At 66.1% G+C, this 18,030-nt stretch carries 16 protein-coding genes; 9 read left to right on the plus strand and 7 right to left on the minus strand.

Going from position 1 to position 18,030, the window contains the following annotated elements; all coding sequences use genetic code 11:
• Positions 1-32: 32 nt before the first annotated feature.
• The 3 genes from ACK4FZ_RS08095 to ACK4FZ_RS08105 form a co-directional block, all read right to left on the minus strand.
• The gene (locus ACK4FZ_RS08095; protein ID WP_409819681.1) at positions 33-2,864 is read right to left on the minus strand and encodes a hypothetical protein; all 2,832 of its coding nucleotides are present in this window, start codon (positions 2,862-2,864) and stop codon (positions 33-35) included.
• Positions 2,865-2,961: 97 nt separating this feature from the next.
• On the minus strand, positions 2,962-3,906 hold the full coding sequence (locus ACK4FZ_RS08100) for a FecR domain-containing protein (protein WP_409819684.1): 945 nt from the start codon (positions 3,904-3,906) through the stop codon (positions 2,962-2,964).
• 2 nt (positions 3,907-3,908) lie between these two features.
• Positions 3,909-4,445 (minus strand): sigma-70 family RNA polymerase sigma factor, encoded by a 537-nt coding sequence (locus tag ACK4FZ_RS08105; RefSeq protein ID WP_409819686.1) that lies wholly within the window; start codon positions 4,443-4,445, stop codon positions 3,909-3,911.
• A gap of 279 nt (positions 4,446-4,724) precedes the next feature.
• Here ACK4FZ_RS08105 and ACK4FZ_RS08110 point away from each other — a divergent pair, with 279 nt between their 5' ends.
• The 4 genes from ACK4FZ_RS08110 to ACK4FZ_RS08125 all read left to right on the plus strand — a co-directional run bounded on the left by ACK4FZ_RS08110 (position 4,725) and on the right by ACK4FZ_RS08125 (position 8,059).
• Positions 4,725-5,333, plus strand: a complete 609-nt coding sequence (locus ACK4FZ_RS08110; protein ID WP_409819688.1) for a TetR/AcrR family transcriptional regulator — start codon at positions 4,725-4,727, stop codon at positions 5,331-5,333.
• Between the two features lie 90 nt (positions 5,334-5,423).
• Positions 5,424-6,164, plus strand: a complete 741-nt coding sequence (locus ACK4FZ_RS08115) for an NADPH-dependent oxidoreductase (RefSeq protein ID WP_409819690.1) — start codon at positions 5,424-5,426, stop codon at positions 6,162-6,164.
• A 21-nt stretch (positions 6,165-6,185) separates the two neighbouring features.
• Positions 6,186-7,286 carry an alkene reductase gene (locus tag ACK4FZ_RS08120; protein ID WP_144371213.1) on the plus strand — a complete coding sequence of 367 codons (1,101 nt, stop codon included), beginning with the start codon at positions 6,186-6,188 and terminating at the stop codon, positions 7,284-7,286.
• 92 nt (positions 7,287-7,378) lie between these two features.
• Positions 7,379-8,059 (plus strand): type 1 glutamine amidotransferase domain-containing protein, encoded by a 681-nt coding sequence (locus tag ACK4FZ_RS08125; RefSeq protein ID WP_409819692.1) that lies wholly within the window; start codon positions 7,379-7,381, stop codon positions 8,057-8,059.
• Between the two features lie 76 nt (positions 8,060-8,135).
• Here the strand turns inward: ACK4FZ_RS08125 and ACK4FZ_RS08130 are convergent, their stop codons facing one another.
• On the minus strand, positions 8,136-9,293 hold the full coding sequence (locus tag ACK4FZ_RS08130; protein WP_409819694.1) for a two-component system response regulator: 1,158 nt from the start codon (positions 9,291-9,293) through the stop codon (positions 8,136-8,138).
• Between the two features lie 511 nt (positions 9,294-9,804).
• On the opposite strand from ACK4FZ_RS08130, the gene glpK reads away from it, so the two are divergent.
• The 3 genes from glpK (at position 9,805) to glpD (ending at position 13,970) form a co-directional block, all read left to right on the plus strand.
• Complete coding sequence (gene glpK, locus ACK4FZ_RS08135; RefSeq protein WP_409819697.1) at positions 9,805-11,307, plus strand: glycerol kinase GlpK; 1,503 nt, start codon at positions 9,805-9,807, stop codon at positions 11,305-11,307.
• Between the two features lie 121 nt (positions 11,308-11,428).
• A complete protein-coding gene (locus ACK4FZ_RS08140) occupies positions 11,429-12,133 on the plus strand; it encodes an MIP/aquaporin family protein (protein ID WP_017507211.1) in 705 nt (234 codons plus the stop codon).
• 313 nt (positions 12,134-12,446) lie between these two features.
• Entirely contained in the window at positions 12,447-13,970 is a 1,524-nt protein-coding gene (gene glpD, locus ACK4FZ_RS08145) for a glycerol-3-phosphate dehydrogenase (protein ID WP_409819699.1), read from the plus strand.
• Here the strand turns inward: glpD and ACK4FZ_RS08150 are convergent.
• Genes ACK4FZ_RS08150 through ACK4FZ_RS08160 form a run of 3 tightly spaced genes read right to left on the minus strand, consistent with a single transcriptional unit; the run spans position 13,967 to position 15,971 of the window.
• Entirely contained in the window at positions 13,967-14,776 is an 810-nt protein-coding gene (locus ACK4FZ_RS08150) for an SDR family NAD(P)-dependent oxidoreductase (RefSeq protein ID WP_409819702.1), read from the minus strand. The two genes, glpD and ACK4FZ_RS08150, sit on opposite strands and share 4 nt — an antisense overlap.
• A gap of 59 nt (positions 14,777-14,835) precedes the next feature.
• The gene (locus ACK4FZ_RS08155; protein WP_409819704.1) at positions 14,836-15,210 is read right to left on the minus strand and encodes a MerR family transcriptional regulator; all 375 of its coding nucleotides are present in this window, start codon (positions 15,208-15,210) and stop codon (positions 14,836-14,838) included.
• A complete protein-coding gene (locus tag ACK4FZ_RS08160; RefSeq protein WP_206210935.1) occupies positions 15,210-15,971 on the minus strand; it encodes a DeoR/GlpR family DNA-binding transcription regulator in 762 nt (253 codons plus the stop codon). Before ACK4FZ_RS08160 ends, ACK4FZ_RS08155 begins: the two co-directional genes overlap by 1 nt.
• Before the next feature lie 170 nt (positions 15,972-16,141).
• On the opposite strand from ACK4FZ_RS08160, the gene ACK4FZ_RS08165 reads away from it, so the two are divergent.
• Both ACK4FZ_RS08165 and queC read left to right on the plus strand, forming a co-directional pair.
• Complete coding sequence (locus ACK4FZ_RS08165; RefSeq protein ID WP_409819706.1) at positions 16,142-17,056, plus strand: diacylglycerol/lipid kinase family protein; 915 nt, start codon at positions 16,142-16,144, stop codon at positions 17,054-17,056.
• A 123-nt stretch (positions 17,057-17,179) separates the two neighbouring features.
• Positions 17,180-17,875: a 7-cyano-7-deazaguanine synthase QueC gene (gene queC / locus ACK4FZ_RS08170; RefSeq protein WP_409819708.1), complete on the plus strand. Its 696-nt coding sequence runs from the start codon at positions 17,180-17,182 to the stop codon at positions 17,873-17,875.
• The last annotated feature ends 155 nt before the right edge of the window (positions 17,876-18,030 follow it).

Consider the following 18,030-nt stretch of genomic DNA (forward strand, 5'->3'; position numbering starts at 1 on the left):
AACGGGGGCGGCAGGCGCCGCCCCACTGGGGGTCAGAACTGGTAGCCCAGCTCCAGGGTGAAAGTACGGCCACGCTCGTAGGTGGCGTAGCTGTCGCTGACGCTGAGCATGTTCTTGCGGTTGGTGACGTTCTCGATGCTCAGCTTCACCTGCGCACGCTGGCTGCCGCTGATGCGCGGGTTCCATGCGATGACGGTATCCAGCGTCAGCGAACGCGGCAGCGCGGTCTTGCGCCATACGTCCACGGTGCTGCCTTCGTAGGTGGTAGTACCGTCCTGCAGCATCTGCTGGTAGCCGTCGCGGATGCGCAGCAGGTTGCTGATGCTGAGGTTGTAGGCCGGCAGCGTAGTGATGGCGCCCAGACGCAGCGTCCACGGCCGGTTGTAGTTGTCGGCCGGCATGTCGCTGTAGCGGATGAACTGGCCGTCGTACTGGATGATCTCGTCGGCGGCCTTGTCGCTGCTGTAGGTGTCGGCGTAGCTGGAATAGTTGCTCCGCACGTCGCTGTTGTTGAACGCCAGCCAGAAGCTGGTGCGGCTATTGCCCAGCCGCCACGGGGTACGGCCGGTCCAGCTCAGCGTGAAGTCGCGGGTCTGGCTGCTGCCCTGGTTGGTATACACGTAACACTGGTTCGACGCACACTCGGTCTGCCCGGTGACCAGGCGCTTGACGATCTGCTGCTTGCCGTCGCGACGGGTCAGCCGCACGTCGAACGGGCCGCCGGCCCAGTCCGGCTCCCAGCTGACGCCTAGCGTGGCTTCATCGTCGTACGGGCTGTCGATGTCGGACAGGCGGTTGGCGGTCTTGGACTGCACCGGGTCGCTCCACACCAGCGAACTGGTGGTACGGGTTTGCGTGTACTGCAGGGTGCGGATCTTGTCTTGCAGCGCGTAGGCCAGCAGCGAGCGGCCGTAGTAGCGGTTGGCGCCGGCGTTCAGCGACAGGCCGGGCGCGGCCTGCCAGGTCAGGCTGCTGCGCGGTGCCAGGTTAAGGTCGCGCGTCAGCGTGTCGTGGTCGGCACGCAGGCCCAGGCGCAGCTGCCAGTCTTGCCAGCGCATCTGGTCGTCGATGTAGGCAGCGCTGCTCAGCGCTTCCATCTCGGCACCGCCGGCCTGGTAGGTAATGAGGCGGCGGAAGTACTGGCCGCGCCCCTGCGCCAGGGTGGCGGTGGCCGAGCAACCCTCGGTGTCCACGCTGCCGTCGGCATACTGGCACGACGCCATGGCGCCGCTGGTAGGCAGGTTGGCCGGCGTCAGCCAGTAGCGGGTGGTGCTCAGGCGCTGGTACTCGGCGGTCTGGTGCTTGAGGTCGATACCGGTGCCGATCTTGTGCGACAGTGCGCCATCGCCGGCCAGGTCGAACGACGCGGCCAACTTGTAGTTGACGGTGCGCAGTGTCTGGTCCACGTCGCCCCACGCCCCTTCCAGGCTGGTGGGGTTGCTTTCGCTGGCGTCGCCCCAGTTCTTGGCGGTAGACCAGCGCCAGGCGCGGTAGTAGTCCACGTCGCTGCGGCGCGACTGTTCGTTCTGCATCAGCGACAGCTGCTGGTTCAGCGTGACCTTGCCCAGCTCGGATACCAGACGGCCGGATAAAGCCGTACCGCCGCTGCGGATCTGGTAATCGCTGTCTTTGGCGTCGGCGATGAAATAGCCATTCTCCGACGGCGCGTAGCTGAAGGTGATGTCGCCGCTGTGCGGGCTGTCTTTGGGCGACCAATCGGCCTTGATGGCCAGCGAGTCCATGCGCCGGGTCTGGGTGACCTCTTGGCTGACTACGGTGCTCTCATTATCGGTTTTGAACCGCTTAAGCGGAATCTCCGATTCGCGCCGTACCGCCGACACCACTACGCCCCAGTCTTCGCTCGGGCGGGCTTCCACATTGGCCTTGTACGTCCACTTGCGGTAACGCGGCTGGTTGTCGGCGTCGGACGATTTTTCAAACGCGCTCTGACGGCGCGGGTCGATGATCTGCTCGCTCCACGCCGACGAGGTGTAGCCAATGCTGACGCTGCCGCCCAGCGTCTTGCGCGCGCGGCACAGCTCGGCTTCCACCACGCCGCCAGTGAAGCGGCCGTACTCGGCCGGCACGTTGTTGTCCAGCACGCGGGCATTGCACAGCTGGCTGCTGTCGTAGGCCAGCGCCTGCGCCTGGCCGGGGATGTATTCCGGGTTGGTGGTGACGATCTTGTTGCCCGGGTCCAGGTCGTTGGCAATGGACAGGCCGTCTACCAGCATCTCGTTCTGGTACGGTTTGGCGCCGTGGATGCTGATTTCGGCCGGGCTGATTTCGCCACCGGTGGCCGACGACAGCTGCGCTTCGTCAAACTGGATATTGGGGTTGATGCGTAGCTGGCTGGTGAGGTCGCCGTTGGCCGCCGGCAGCAGCTGCAGCATTTGCTGGTCCAGCTTTTCCGGCGTACGCAGCAGCGGTGCGGTGACCACCACCGGCGCCAGCGTGGCCGGCTCGCCCTCGGCCGTATTGGCCGGGCGCAGCACCAGCTGGTAACGCTGGCCGGCTACCGGCTCGGCGCGGTAAGGCGTGGCCGCCAACAAACGGGCAAACCCCTCGGCCACGGTGAACTGGCCGCTCAGCGCCGGGCTTTGGCGGCCAGCCAGCCATTGCGCGTCAAACGCCAGAATCACGCCCACGTCGGCCGCGTAACGCGCCAGCGTGGTGGCCAGCTGGCCGGCGGGCAGCTGTACCGTATGGCGCGTGGCCGCCGCAGCGGCGGTATCGGCCCAGGCGGGGGCCGGGGCGAGCGCGGCCAGCACGGTGAGTGCCGACAGGCCGAAGCTGAGCTGGCGCAAGGCCTGGCTTAACGGTGTAAGGCGGGGAAGTGCGTGCGATGCAGTAATGTTCTTCATGGGCTCACCAGCAAATGAGAATCAGTCGTTATGCTGGTAGGCCGAACGATGGCGGCAAAACAGACACCCCGCTGCCAAAAAAATTTTGCGCCGCGCATCAACGCAGTGTCAGCAGCGTCCATAACGGGCCACGGCGCACGATCTTCACCGGCAAGGTGGCGGTAATGGCCTGCAGCGAGGCTTGCGGGTTGTCTTCGGAAAACGCACCGGATACCGGCAAGGCCGCTGCTTGCTGGTCGCACAGCAAGGCGCCGGGATAATGCGGCGCCAACTGCCTGACCACGTCGCCCAGCCGTGCATTGACCACCACGATGCGACCGCTGACCCAATCCGGCGTGGCGGCGTCCGGCGCCAGCGGCAAACGCTGCGCCTCCTCGCCCAGCTCGCCGTGCTCGCCAGCCTGCAGGATCAAGCCGGCCGCCCCCGACCACGGCTGCAAGCGCACCGCGTGTTGCTGTACCGCCACGCGGGTGCGGTCGGCGGCCAGCGCCACGGTGAAGCGCGTGCCCAGTGCCGTCACCTGGCCGTGGCGGGTTTCCACCTGCAGCGGCCGATACGGCGTGTGCGGGTCGCTGGCGGTGGTAATGGCCACCTCCCCTTCCAGCAGCCGGATCAGGCGGCGCTGCTGGTCGTAGCTCACCTGCACCCGCGCCCCGGCACGCAGCACCAGCTGGCTGCCATCGGCCAGCGTCACCCGCTGGCGACGGCCGGCGGCAGCATGAAACGACTGCGGTACCACGCTGTGCTGCAGCCGCAGCCAGCCCTGCCAGCCCGCGCCCAGACAGCCCAGCAGCAGCACGCACTGGCGCAGCGTACGCCGCCGCCCTTGCCGCTGCTGCAACAGCTGGCGGCCCAAGCCCGCCGGCAACGGTTGCAGCCGGTCGGTCAGGCTGGCCAGCTGCTGCCAGGCCTGTTCGTGCAAGGGGTTGGCCGCACGCCATTGCTGCCAGGCGGCACGATCGCCATCGCTGGCCTCGCCCGCACTGAACAGCACGTGCCATTCGGCGGCCTGCCGCAAGATAGCCGGGGTCAGTGTCGCCATATTCAGTCCTGCGCCAGCTGGTAGGCCAGGCAATGGGTCAGCGCCTTCACCATGTAGTTCTTGACGCTGCTGACCGACACCCCCAGCGTACGGGCAATGTCGGGGTAGCTCATGCCGTCCAGCTGCGCCAGCAGAAAGGCCTGCTTGGGGCGGCTGCCCAGCCCGTCCAGCATAGCATCCACCTGCAGCAGCGTTTCGATCACCAGCGCTTGCTGCTCCGGCGACGGCGCTTGTGGTTCCGGCTGGCTGGCCAGCACCTCCAGATAGGCGCGCTCCAGGTCCTGGCGGCGGAACAGGTCGATCATCAGCCCGCGCGCGATGGTTACCAGAAACGGCCGCGGGGAATGCAGCGGCGCCAGCAACTGCTTGTGCAGCACGCGCACGAAGGTATCGTGCGCCAGGTCGGCCGCGTGGTCCTGGCTGGGGCCCAGCTTGCCGCGCAACCAGCCTTCCAGCCAGCCGTGATGCGCCCGGTACAGGGCATCAACGCTGGCGGGGTCTTGCTGGGCAAGGCGTGGCGGTGGCAAGGCGTGGGGCATGGCGGCGCAAGCAATTAAATAACAATGATTATCATTTGGCAGCTTGCCGATTTTGTCAATCGCGTGACTAATCCGGCGCTACCCCACCGCCATGCCCCCATGCCAAGTACGGCGCCACGATGCGAACAATACGGCAGCCCGGCACAGATTATTGCTACGGCACAGCGCTGTTACGACGTTGGCAGGCATCTCCTGTCAGGTTGCGTGTCTTTTTTATTCGTCGCAAAAAACCGCCACACCCACTAGACTGACCAGTCTATTTGCCCTATCATGCACCCCATGGCACGAGAACGACTGCACACCGACACCCGCGAACACATCCTGGCCACCGGCGAGGCGCTGATCCATGGCCGCAGCTTTACCGCGATGGGCCTGACCGAACTGCTGAACGAAGCCGGGGTACCGAAGGGGTCGTTTTACCATTACTTCAAGTCGAAGGAAGACTTCGGCGTGGCCATGCTGACCCGCTATTTTGCGGTGTACCGCGAGCGTGTCGGCCTGCTGCTGGCTGATGTCAGCATGGGTGATGGCCGTGCCCGGCTACTGGCTTACTTTCGGCAATGGCTGGACAACCACGCCCGCTGCGAGGCGCACAGCTGCCTGGCGGTCAAGCTGGCGGCCGAGGTGTCCGACCTGTCCGAGCCGATGCGCCTGGCGCTGCACGAGGGCATGGACGCTATCGTGCACAGGTTGGCCGCATGCATTCGCGCCGGCCAGGCCGACGGCAGCATCAAGCCGCAGCTGCCGCCGGATGAAACCGCCTACGCGCTGTACAGCTTGTGGCTGGGCGCGGCGCTGATGCAGAAAACGCAGCACAGCCTGCTGCCGCTGCAGGCCGCCATGACGCATACCGAAGGCCAGCTGGCGCCCTGCCGCCCGGCAGCCTGATACGACACACACCGTTTGCCCATGGGCAGGCGGTTTTTTTGAAGCACAATCTAGACGACTGGTCTAATAATTTATTCTTCGGAGCTTGTGATGAACCACGCGATTGAACAGATGCAGCAACACCGCAGTATCCGCAGCTACCAGGACAAACCGGTACCGGCCGAGGTGCTGGACGCGGTACTGCGCGCCGCCTGGCACGGCCCCACCTCCATCAACGGCCAGCAGGTATCGCTGGTGGTGGTACAGGATGCCGCCCGCCGCGCGCGCATTGCCGAGATCGCCGGCGGCCAACCATGGATTGCACAGGCGCCGGTGTTCATCGCCGTGGTAGCCGACTTCTACAAGACCCGCCTGGGCGTGGCCGCCGCCGGTAGCGAGCAGGTCATCCACGACAGCGTGGAAGGCTTTGCCGTAGCCGCCGTGGACGCCGGCATCACCCTGGGCAACCTGATGACCGCCGCCCGCGCCGCCGGCCTGGGCGTGGTGCCGATTGGCGGCATCCGCCGCGACCCGGCCGCCATGATCGCGCTGCTGGGCCTGCCCGAGCTCACCTTCCCGCTGGCCGGCGTGGTGCTGGGTTACAGCGCCGACGACAGCGCCGTGAAGCCGCGCCTGCCGCTGGCGACGTTTGCCCATAACGAGCGTTACGACGCCGCCGCCCTGCCCGGCCACATCGCCGCCTACGACCAGACCCTGCAACAGCACTGGCAAAACCTGGGCCGCGCCGACGGCGAGCCGTGGAGCCAGAGCATTGCCCGCTATTACCAGCAAGTGTACTTCCCGCAAGTGGCACCGGTAGCACGCGCCCAGGGCTTTGGATTCGACCGCTAAACCGCAAGCAAAGGACACCTCATGCAAGCCGATAAACTGCTGACCCCCGTGCGCCTGGGCGCCGTGACCCTGAACAACCGCGTGCTGATGGCACCGCTGACCCGCCTGCGCAACACCGAGCCGGGCGACGTGCCCACCGAGCTGGCCATCGCGTACTACCGCCAGCGCGCCGGTGCCGGCCTGATCATCAACGAAGGCACCCATATTTCCCCCACCGCCAAGGGCTACGCCGGCGCGCCGGGCATCTACAGCGAAGCGCAGATCCAGATGTGGCAGCGCGTGAACGACGCCGTGCACGCCGAAGGCGGCAAGATCGCCATCCAGCTGTGGCACACCGGCCGCATCTCGCACACCAGCCTGCAGCCGGGCGGCGAAGCCCCGGTGGCGCCGTCCGCTATTGCGGCCAACAGCAACACCAATATCCGTGACGAAAACGGCCAACTGGTGCGCGCCCCGGTATCCACCCCACGTGCGCTGGAAACCGCCGAAATCGCCGACCTAATCGAAGACTACCGCCGCGCCACCGACAACGCGCGCCGCGCCGGCTTCGACCTGGTGGAAATCCACGGCGCCCACGGCTACCTGCTGGACCAGTTCCTGTCGCCGGCGGCCAACCAGCGTACCGACCAGTACGGCGGCAGCGTGGAAAACCGCGCCCGCATCGTGCTGGAAGTGCTGGACGCGGTGATCGCCGAATGGGACGCCGACCACGTCGGCATCCGTCTGTCGCCGCTGGGCGTGTTCAACGGCCTGTCGGAAACCGACCAGCAAGAGATGGCGCTGTACCTGATCGGCGAAATCGCCAAGCGCAACATCGCCTTCCTGCACCTGTCGGAGCCGGACTGGGCCGGCGGCCCGGCCTGGAGCGACGACTTCCGCCAGCGCGTGCGTGCCGTTTACCCCGGCACCATCGTGGCAGCCGGTGGCTACACGCTGGAAAAAGCCGAAAAGCTGATCGGCGCCGGCCTGATCGACGCCGTGGCCTTCGGCCGCAGCTTCATCGCCAACCCCGACCTGCCGGCGCGCCTGGCCGCCGGCGCGCCGCTGAACCCGCCGCGCCCGGAAACCTTCTACGGCGGTGGCGCCGAGGGTTACACCGACTACCCGGCCCTGGGCCAGTAAGCCCCCGCCCGGCGCTGGCTTGCCAGCAGCGGGCGCATAACGATGAGATTGCCTGCGGCCAAGGTTGGCCGCAGGCCACCACGAGATACACCATGAAAAATGTACTGTTTGTGCTGACCAGCCACGACCAGCTGGGTGATACCGGCCACAAGACCGGCTTCTGGGTAGAAGAATTTGCTGCCCCCTACTACGCGCTGGCCGACGCCGGCGTCGCCATTACCCTGGCCTCGCCGCAAGGCGGCCAGCCCCCGATCGACCCGAAAAGCGCCGACCCGGCATTTGCCACCCCGGCTACCCAGCGCTTTGACGCCGACAGCGCGCTGCAAGCCCGCCTGGCCGACACCCTGCCGCTGGCCAGCGTCAACGCCGCCGACTACGACGCCGTGTTCTACCCCGGCGGCCACGGCCCGCTGTGGGACCTGGTGGACAACGCCGCTTCGCTGCGCCTGATCGCCGACACTGTGGCCGCCGGCAAACCGCTGGCCGCCGTGTGCCACGCCAGCGCCGCGCTGGTAAACGCGCAAGCGGCCGACGGCACGCCGCTGGTGGCCGGCAAGCAAGTGACCGGCTTCAGCAATAGCGAAGAAGACGCGGTGCAGCTCACCGCCATCGTGCCGCTGCTGGTGGAAGACGCGCTGCAAGCCAAGGGCGGCCTGTACCGCAAGGGCGCCGACTGGGCACCGTTCGTGGTGGAAGACGGCCTGCTGATCACCGGCCAGAACCCGGCCTCGTCCGAAGCCGTGGCGCACGCGCTGCTGGCGCGTCTGGCGTAAGCCATCGCGCGGCGATCTCAACGCAAACAGGGTTGGCCGCGGCCAACCCTGTTGTCGTTTTCACGTCACGCAGGTATCAGGCACTTGACTGCTGCGTCTCGCCATGCAGTACCGACTGCAGATCGTCGATGGCACGGGACAGCGCATTCTGGAAGTGTTCCTCGGCCAGACGGCCCACTGCCAGCTCGTCAAACCCCTCCCTAATCATGGTGATGATGTGGTTTTCTTGACGCTGGGTCAGCCCCATGCTCAACAAAGTGGCTTCCACGCGCTCAAGCACGCTGTTCAGGTGCAGCGTGGCGTCGGCACGCCCCTGGCGCTGCATGCGGTCGATATCGCTCAATACCATGCCCAGTTGGGCCACGGTGTCACGGATGGCACCGCCCTGGCGGCGCGACTGATGTTCGAAGTGCAAGGCATGCAGCCGCACTTCGGCAGACTCGACCAGCACTGCCAGATGGTCGCGCAGGCGGCCACAGCGCGCCTCGTCGTGCAGGGGCAGGTTGGTGATCATCAAATGCAGGCGCGGGTAGGTAATGGCCAGCCGGTCACGGAACTGCACGATGCGCTCCATCCCGGCCATATGGTTCAGCACTGACACCTCCAGTTCTGAAGCCTGACCGTGGCTTTTCAATACCAGCGGGGGCGCATCGGCGGGCAGCAGCTGCACCACCCCTTCTACCTCGAACGCCTGTAGTGCGGCCAACATGGCTTGGCCCAACGCCGGGTAGTCGGCGCACTGATTGAACTGCTTGAGCGCATCCAGCAGCATGCCGGTTTCGCTCATGCTGCTCATCGCCACCATGGCCGTACTGCTGGCGAAACCTGCCTGTTCGCGCAGCTGGCGGCGCTCTGACACCGACAGCAACACGCGCTGCACCTTGGCTAGCAGAATCTGCGGGTCGACCGGCTTGGTGACGAAATCCTCGCCCCCTACCTCATAACCCCTGACGTGTTCGTCCACCCCTTCAAGGCCCGATAGAAACAGCACGGGCACATCCGCCAATGCCGGCTCGGCTTTAACGGCTTCGCACAAGGCGAAACCATTCATGCCCGGCATCCGCACATCGGTCAACAGCAAAGCGGGCGGCGCAGCACGCATCATGCCGAGCGCGGTTTCAGGATGGTTGGCAATACGCACCGGGTAATGCGGCCCCAGTGCCTCCTCCATGAACGCCAGCATGAACTCGTCGTCGTCCACCATCAGGATGGTGTGCGTGTGATCTATCGGCATTTTTTTCTCCTGTTACCCGCAAATTATAAGTGTTTGCAAGCAAAAACACGCAGTATCGCTAATAAAAAGCAGTAAGTTTAATCATTAAAGATTATCGAGTTACCGAATGGCAGCATTAGCGAAAAGCGGGGCATTTATTGCCATTGTCATCAAATTCCACATCATAATCCTGCGGTAACACCCGGCAAGACAACACACTGTGCACAAGCGAAACCCCACAGCGCCGGCCATGCAATGCAGCATTTGCTGGCCGCCATGCTGCAGCAGGCTATCACCGGCAAAAAACGGCTAATACTGGTCGATTTACCTTGCCATGCAGCACGCGGTAACCGGGCAACTACACCACAACTGCCCAGGCCAAAGCTGGTGGCGATGGCACTTTTTGCGTTGCAGAGATTGACAGCGGATGCCAGCGGCCTAGAATCACCCGAAAACAAAAACAACATTTTACGAACATCAATCAAACAAAAAGATACAGACAACACAGGCGCCCGCGCCCAAGGAGAGCTTCATGCAAGACACGTTCATTCTCGCCCTCGACCAGGGCACCACCAGCTCGCGTGCCATCCTGTTCAACCGTAGCGGTGACATGGTGGCCAGCGCGCAAAAAGAATTCCGCCAGATCTACCCGCAAGCCGGCTGGGTAGAGCACGACCCGATGGAAATCTGGGCCGGCCAGGTAGGCGTGGCGGCCGAAGCGCTGGCGCGCGCCGGCGTGCCGGGTAGCCGCATTGCCGCCATCGGCATTACCAACCAGCGTGAAACCACCGTGGTATGGGACCGCGAAACCGGCCAGCCGGTGTACAACGCCATCGTGTGGCAAGACCGCCGCACCGCCGGCTTCTGCGACGACATCCGTGCCCGTGGCCTGGCCGATACCATCCGCAACAAGACCGGCCTGCTGGTGGACGCTTACTTCTCCGGCACCAAGGTGCGCTGGATTCTGGATAACGTACCCGGCGCCCGTGAACGCGCGCAGGCCGGCAAGCTGGCCTTCGGCACCATCGACAGCTGGCTGATCTGGCAGCTGACCCACGGCGAGGTGCACGTCACCGACGTGTCCAACGCCTCGCGCACCATGCTGTACAACATCCACACCCTGCAGTGGGACGACGAGCTGCTGGACATCCTGGGCATTCCGGCCAGCATGCTGCCGCAGGTGAAGAGCTCCAGCGAGGTGTACGGCCATACCCACGCCGCGCATCTGGGCGTGGCCATCCCCATCGCCGGCGTGGCCGGCGACCAGCAGGCAGCGCTGTTCGGCCAGCAGTGCACCATGCCGGGCATGGTGAAAAACACCTACGGCACCGGCTGCTTCATGATGATGAACACCGGCGACAAACCGGTGCCGTCGCACAACAAGCTGCTGACCACCATCGCCTGGCAAGTGGGCGACAAGGTGCAGTACGCGCTGGAAGGCAGCATCTTCATCGGCGGCTCGGTGGTGAAATGGCTGCGTGACGGCCTGGGCATCATCAAGCAATCCAGCGACGTGGGCCCACTGGCGGCGCAAGTGGCCGACAGCGACGGCGTGTACCTGGTACCCGCCTTTGCCGGCCTGGGCGCACCGCACTGGAACGCCGAAGCCCGCGGCACCCTGGTGGGCATGACGCAGGGCACCAGTGCCGCGCACATTGCCCGCGCCGCGCTAGACAGCATCGCGTTCCAGACCATGGACGTGCTGGGCGCCATGCAGGCCGACTCCGGCATCACCATCGCCGAGCTGCGCGTGGACGGCGGCGCCAGCGTCAACAACGTGCTGATGCAGTTCCAGAGCGACATCCTGGGCACCGCCGTGGCACGCCCGAAAATCACCGAAACCACCGCCCTGGGCGCCGCCTACCTGGCTGGCCTCGCCGTGGGCTACTGGCAGAGCACCGACGACATCCAGGGCCAATGGCAGCTGGATACGCGCTTTGCCCCGCAGCAAAGCCCCGACACCGTGGCCCGCTACGTGGCCGGCTGGCACCGCGCCACCCGCGCCGCCATTGCCTGGGCCGGCGACCAGCAGTAAGCACCCGCCAGCCTGTTTGCGGCCAACCTGAGGTTGGCCGCGCGCTCCCTTTATACCGACCTGCCCCGCGCCCGCTTGCATGGTGGCGCGGGTGGTCCCTCTTTTTTGCAAGGAACGAGTCATGAACCCCTTATTCGGTGAATTCATCGGTACCGCCCTGCTGGTGCTGCTGGGCAACGGCGTGGTCGCCAACGTCATCCTCAAGAACACCAAGGGCCACAACAGCGGCCTGATCGTCATCGCCTTCGGCTGGGCGATGGCAGTGTTTGTCGGCGTATTCAGCGTGGCCGCCATCAGCGGCGCCCACCTGAACCCGGCCGTCACCGTGGCGCTGGCGGTAGCCGGCAAGTTTGCCTGGGCCGACGCGCCGGGCTACATCCTGGCGCAGATGCTGGGCGGCATGGCCGGCGCGCTGCTGATGTGGCTGGTATACCGCGACCACTTCGACCACACCGACTGCGCCGACACCAAGCTGGCGGTGTTCTGCACCGGCCCGGCCATCCGCAGCACCACCGGCAACCTGCTGTCGGAAGTGCTGGCCACCTTCGTACTGGTGTTTGCCATCCTCAGCATGGTGTCGCCCAAGATTTCGCTGGGCGCGATGGACGCGCTGCCGGTGGCACTGCTGGTACTGGGCATCGGCGTGTCGCTGGGCGGTACCACCGGCTACGCGATGAGCCCGGCCCGCGACCTGGCGCCACGCATCATGCACGCGCTGCTGCCGATCAAAGGCAAGCGCGACAGCGACTGGTCCTACAGCTGGGTACCGGTAGTGGGCTCGCTGCTGGGCGCTACGCTGGCCGCCGTCGCGCACGGTATCGCCTGATTGCCTACCCAAGCGCCGCCTGCACGCCGCTCACCCGCAACGGGGAGCGGCTTTTTTACGCCTGTGTCTGGCCACGCCCCCGCCACACCAGCCTACAGCACGACACGGATCGCCGATCGGGCCCCGTAGTCGGAGTGCAACGCAGCCGCTTGCATGCCCTGTCAGACGGCATGTTCGTTCAAATCACACATCAAACATTTTTCAAACATTTAATGTTCGTTTTATGTTGCTTTGTTGTCGCAGTTTCACTATCTTCTACACTGAAATCAATCAGGCGGCCGCATGCGGCCAACGTGACACAAAGGACAGAACGGTGGAACAGTACGACTTGCTGGTGATCGGTGGCGGCATCAACGGCGCGGGCATTGCCCGCGATGCGGCAGGGCGCGGGCTGCGCGTGCTGCTGTGCGAGAAGGACGACCTGGCGGCGCATACCTCGTCGGCCAGTACCAAGCTGATCCACGGCGGCCTGCGCTATCTGGAGTATTACGAGTTCGGTCTGGTACGCAAGGCGCTGCAAGAACGCGAAGTGCTGCTGGACGCCGCGCCGCACATCATGTGGCCGCTACGCTTCGTGATGCCGCACGACGCCGCCCAGCGCCCGGCGTGGCTGATCCGCTGCGGCCTGTTCCTGTACGACCACCTGGCGCGCCGCCGCCGCTTGCCGGGTAGCGAAAGCATCCAGCTGGGCAGCCACATCGCGGGCAAGCCATTACAGGCCAGCTACCGCCAGGGTTTTGTGTATTCCGACGGCTGGGTCAACGACGCGCGGCTGGTGGTGCTGAACGCCATCGACGCTGCCGAACGCGGCGCCACCATCCTCACCCGTACCGCCTGTGTGGCGGCCCGCCGTCACGGCAACGGCTGGCAAGCCACGCTGCAAGGCGCCGACGGCAAGCAGGCCACCGTACACGCCCGTGCCGTGGTGAACGCTGCCGGCCCGTGGGTGCAGCAATTGCTGGGCGGCGTCATCCAGGCGCCGGCCAGCAAAGCCATCCGCCTGGTGAAAGGCAGCCACATCATCGTCAAGCGCCTGTTCGAGCACCCGTACGCCTACATCTTCCAGAACCCGGACAAGCGCATCATCTTTGCCATTCCGTACGAGCAGGACTTCACGCTGATCGGCACCACCGACGTGGAATACCACGGCGACGCCGCCCAAGTGGCCATCGACAGCGACGAAGTAGCCTATCTGTGCCAGATGAGCAACCGCTACTTCACCCAGCAAATCACCCCGGACGACGTGGTGGCCACCTACTCCGGCGTGCGCCCGCTGCTGGACGACGACGCGGCCAACGCCAGCGGTGTGACCCGCGACTACGCACTGGAACTGGATACCGACGGCGCGCCGCTGCTGTCGGTATTCGGCGGCAAGATCACCACCTACCGCAAGCTGGCCGAGCAGGTGGTGGACCAGCTGGCGCCGCTGCTGGGCAATACGCGGCCAACGTGGACTGCCGGCAAGGCACTGCCGGGCGGCGACCTGCCCGCTGGCGATTTCGACGCCTTCGTGGCGCAGCTGCAAGCCGACAAGCCGTGGCTGCCGGCCGCGCTGGCGCAGCGCCTGGCCCGCGCCTACGGCAGCCGCGTGCATACCGTGCTGGGCGCGGCCGTGTCGCTGGCGGACCTGGGCGAAGCCATCCAGCCCGGTCTGTACGAAGCGGAACTGCGTTACCTGGTAGAAGAAGAATGGGCCACCTGCGCCGACGACATCCTGTGGCGCCGCAGCAAGCTGCGCCTGCACCTGCCGGCCGGCGCCGATGCGGCGGTAGACGCCTGGCTGGCGCGCTACCGCGGCCACGCTGCGGTACAAGGCAGCAGCCTGACCGCCGCCTAAACGCTCTCCCCTAGCGCCGGCACCCTGCCGGCAAACAGGCGTGCCACCAGCCGCGTGGCCTGGCGCCGGGTCAGCCAGCGCGGCAATTGCGCCAGCAGGTAGTTGGCCGCACCGGGCACCCGGTAGTGGCGGCCGCTGTCCAGCGCCTGCAAGGCCGAGGCCACCACCGACGCCGGCGTAGAGGCCGCCATGCCGGACACATCAGCGCCAGCCACGTCGGCAAACGCGGTGGCGGTATTGCCAGGGCACAGGCCCAGCACGCGTACGCCGCTGTCGGCGTACTCCGCCGCCAGCGCTTCGCTCAGGTGCAAGACATAGGCTTTGCTGGCGCCGTACACGGCGATGTAAGGCAAAGGCTGGAAGGCGGCGGTGGACGCCACATTGATGACGGCGCCACCGCCTCGCGCGCGCATGGCCGGCAGGTAGTGCCGACACAGCTCGGTCAGCGCTAGCACGTTCAGCATCAGCATCTGCTGGTAAACGACGGCGTCTTGCGCCTGGAAATGGCTCCACTTGCCGAAACCGGCGTTATTCACCAGCAGGTCTACCTGCCAGCCGGCCTGTGCAATACGGCGGCACACATCGGGCACCGCGCCCGGCTGCGCCAGGTCGGCCGGCAGCACCAGCACCTGACTGCCGTAACGGCTGTGCAGCTGGGCGGCCAGCTGTTGCAGTTCGGGCTGGCGGCGGGCAGTGAGGATGAGGCGGCAACCGCGGGCGGCCAACTGTTCGGCAAAGTGGCGGCCGATGCCGGAAGAGGCGCCGCTGATCAGCGCGGTCATGCGGGAATAAGGCAAAGCAGTCATGGTGCGGGGTCCTGAAATCCATCGGACCCCCAGCCTAAAGCTTGCCCCTAAGGGCAAGGTCAAGCGTTGGCGGCTGTTTCTCGCTGATACAGCGCCACCAGTTCGGTTTCCAGCGCGTCCAGCGTCTGCTGCAGCGCCTGCAACCGCTGAATCTCGGCGTCGAACTGCTGCCGTTTGGCGGCGATCAGCGTCTGCGCCACCGGCAGCGGAAAGCGCCCGCTGGCGGCTTTTTGCGCGGCCAGGTCTTTCAGCTCGGCCAGCGTGAACCCCACTCGCTGTGCGCGGCGGATCATGCCCACCAGGTGCACGTCCAGCGGGCCGTAAACGCGGTAGCTGCCGCGGCGTTGCGGCTCGGGCAACAGGCCCTCGGCCTCGTAATGGCGAATGGCTTTACGGGTGGCGCCGGTCAGCTCGGCCAGTTTGCCGATCAGCATCAGCCGGCCACCACCAGCCGCGTCTGGCCCTTGTCCAGCACCGCCTGCAGCTCGGCGCTGACCGGCTGGTCGGTAAACAGCGCGTCCAGCTGCGACACGTGGCCCAGCTCCACCAGCGCCGGGCGCTCGAACTTGGAATGGTCGGCCACCAGCCACACCTGGCGCGACTGCTGCATGATGGCCTGGCTGGTCAGCACTTCGCGGTAATCGTAATCGCGCAGCACGCCGTCGGCCTCGATACAGGAAATGCCGATGATGCCGTAGTCCACCTTGAACTGGCGGATGAACTGCACGGTGGCTTCGCCGGTCAGGCCGCGGTCGCGCTTTCGCAGCGCGCCACCGGCCACCAGCACCTCGCAGTCGGGGTAATCGCACATCAGGTTGGCGATGTGGAAGTTGTTGGTGATCACGCGCAGGCCACGGTGCTGCGACAGCGCACGGGCCACCTCTTCGGTGGTGGTGCCCAGGTTGATGAACAGCGAGGCGTTGTCGGGGATCTCGGCCGCCACGGCGCGGGCGATGCGGCGCTTTTCTTCGGCCATCAGCACCTGGCGGGCGTCGTAGGCCACATTTTCCACGCTGGACAGCACGCTGGCGCCACCGTGGTAGCGCTGCAGCAGCTGGTTATCGGCCAGCAGCGTGATGTCGCGGCGGATGGTCTGATGGGTAACCTGGAAGTGGGCGGCCATCTTTTCCACCGCAACGTAGCCTTCGCGGTTTACCCAGGCAAGCAGGTCTTTCTGGCGTTGATTGAGGATCAGCATACCGGCGTTCAGGGTGACGGGAGGCCTTCATTGTAACCGAGCCCGCCCGTGGCCGGCGCAGGCAACACCGCCGGCGTGGCGCGCGGCCCACCCTGCCCGATCGCCCCGTGGGCACCGGCGCGGCTTTTGCGCATAATGGCCTGTCACCGTTGCTGTTGTCCGTCACCATGCCCCCTCCATCCCGTATCGTTTTCATCCTGCACGGCCGTCACTGCCCGCAGGGCCTGCCGGAACCCCTGCTGGCACCGCTGCGTGCCGATTTCGACGTGGACGTGCTGCTCACCAGTAGCGCCGACAGCGCTACCCGTTATGCCCGTGATGCCGCGCTGTCCGGCGCGCGCTGGGTGGTGGCCGTCGGCGGCGATGGTACCGTGCACGAGGTGGTGAACGGCCTGATGAGCGTGCCGGAAGCCGCCCGCCAGCAGGTGGCGCTGGCGGTGTTGCCTACCGGTACCGGCAATGATTTCGCCCGCAGCCTGGGCAGTGGCAACAGCGTGCCGGACTTGCTGGCGCTGATGGCGGCCGGCCAGGTACACGCGCTGGACCTGATCCGCGTCACGCTGGCCGACGGCAGCGTGCGCTGGTGCAACAACATCGGCAGCATCGGCATTACCAGCGACATCGTGCGCCGCGTCAAGGCCATGCCGGCGCGGCTGCCGGCCAGCCTGGCGTTTTACAGCGCCGTCACCACCGCGCTGTTACGCTGGCAGCCGCAAGCCATGCAGCTAACACTGGACGGCCAGCGCATCGATGGCCGCTTTACCTGCGTATCGGCGGCTAACGGGCGTTTCTTCGGCAGCGGGCTGGGCATTGCCCCCGAGGCACAGCTGGACGACGGCCTGATGGAAGTGGTGCTGATCGACAACGCCGGCAGCCTGGACTTCATCCGCCTGCTACCGCAGCTGCGCCAGGCGCGCCCGCTAGCCGACCCGCGCGTGCGCTACCTGCGCGGTCGCGTGCTGACGGTAGAGGGCGACGCGGCACGCTGCCCGCTGGAGCTGGACGGCGAGCTGGCCGGCCACGCGCCGGTGCGCTTCGAGCTGGTACCGGCCGCGCTGCGCTGCCTGCGCCGCCTGCCCTGAAGCCAACAGCCGCAGCACCACGCCAGCACCGGCCTGCGGTATAATGGCCGGTTTTTCGCGCCGGGTGAGACCGATCCCGTGTGCGTCTATGCTGAATAACCTCGACTGTATTTCGACGGAACCATGAACAAGACACCCAAAGCCCTCGTCGTCCTTTCCGGCGGCCAGGACTCCACTACCTGCCTGTACTGGGCCCTGCGCGAATTCGGCGCGGCCAACGTAGAAGCCGTCACCTTCGATTACGGCCAGCGCCACCGCGTGGAGCTGGACTGCGCGCGCAAGATCGCCCAGCTGGCCGGCGTGCGCCAGACCCTGCTGCCGATCGACACCTTCGCCGCCATCGGCGGCAACGCGCTGACCGACGACAGCATCGCGCCGGAAGAAGGCGCCCGTGACGACGCCGACACCGCGCTGCCCAATACCTTCGTGCCGGGCCGCAACCTGGTGTTCCTCAGCTTTGCCGCCGCGCTGGCCTACACCCGCGGTATCGAGCACGTGGTGACCGGCGTGGCGCAAACCGATTATTCCGGCTACCCGGACTGCCGCGAAAACACGCTGAAAGCGCTGGAGCTGGCGCTGCGCCTGGGCATGGACAGCCGCGTTACCCTGCACGCGCCGCTGATGTTCATGAGCAAGGCCGACACCGTGCGCCTGGCGCAGGACGTGGGCGCCATGGACGCCATGGCCTGGAGCCACACCTGCTACAACGGCGAAGTGCCGCCCTGCGGCCGCTGCGCATCGTGCGAGCTGCGCGCCAAGGGCTTTGCCGAGGCCGGCGTCGCCGACCCGCTGGTGGTACGTACCGGAGGTGCGGCATGAACGGCCGTCACCATCTGCTAGGCGCCGGCTTTGAAGCCGCGCGCACGCTGCCGGGCATCGGCGAGCACGGCCACAGCTTCCGCGTGCAGCTGCGCACGGCCGCGCTGCCAGACACCCTGCCCGCGCTGCAAGGCGCTCTGCAACAAGCGGTCGCC

It is taken from the genome of Vogesella sp., from assembly GCF_046297735.1.
In the GTDB taxonomy this organism is placed as follows: domain Bacteria; phylum Pseudomonadota; class Gammaproteobacteria; order Burkholderiales; family Chromobacteriaceae; genus Vogesella; species Vogesella urethralis.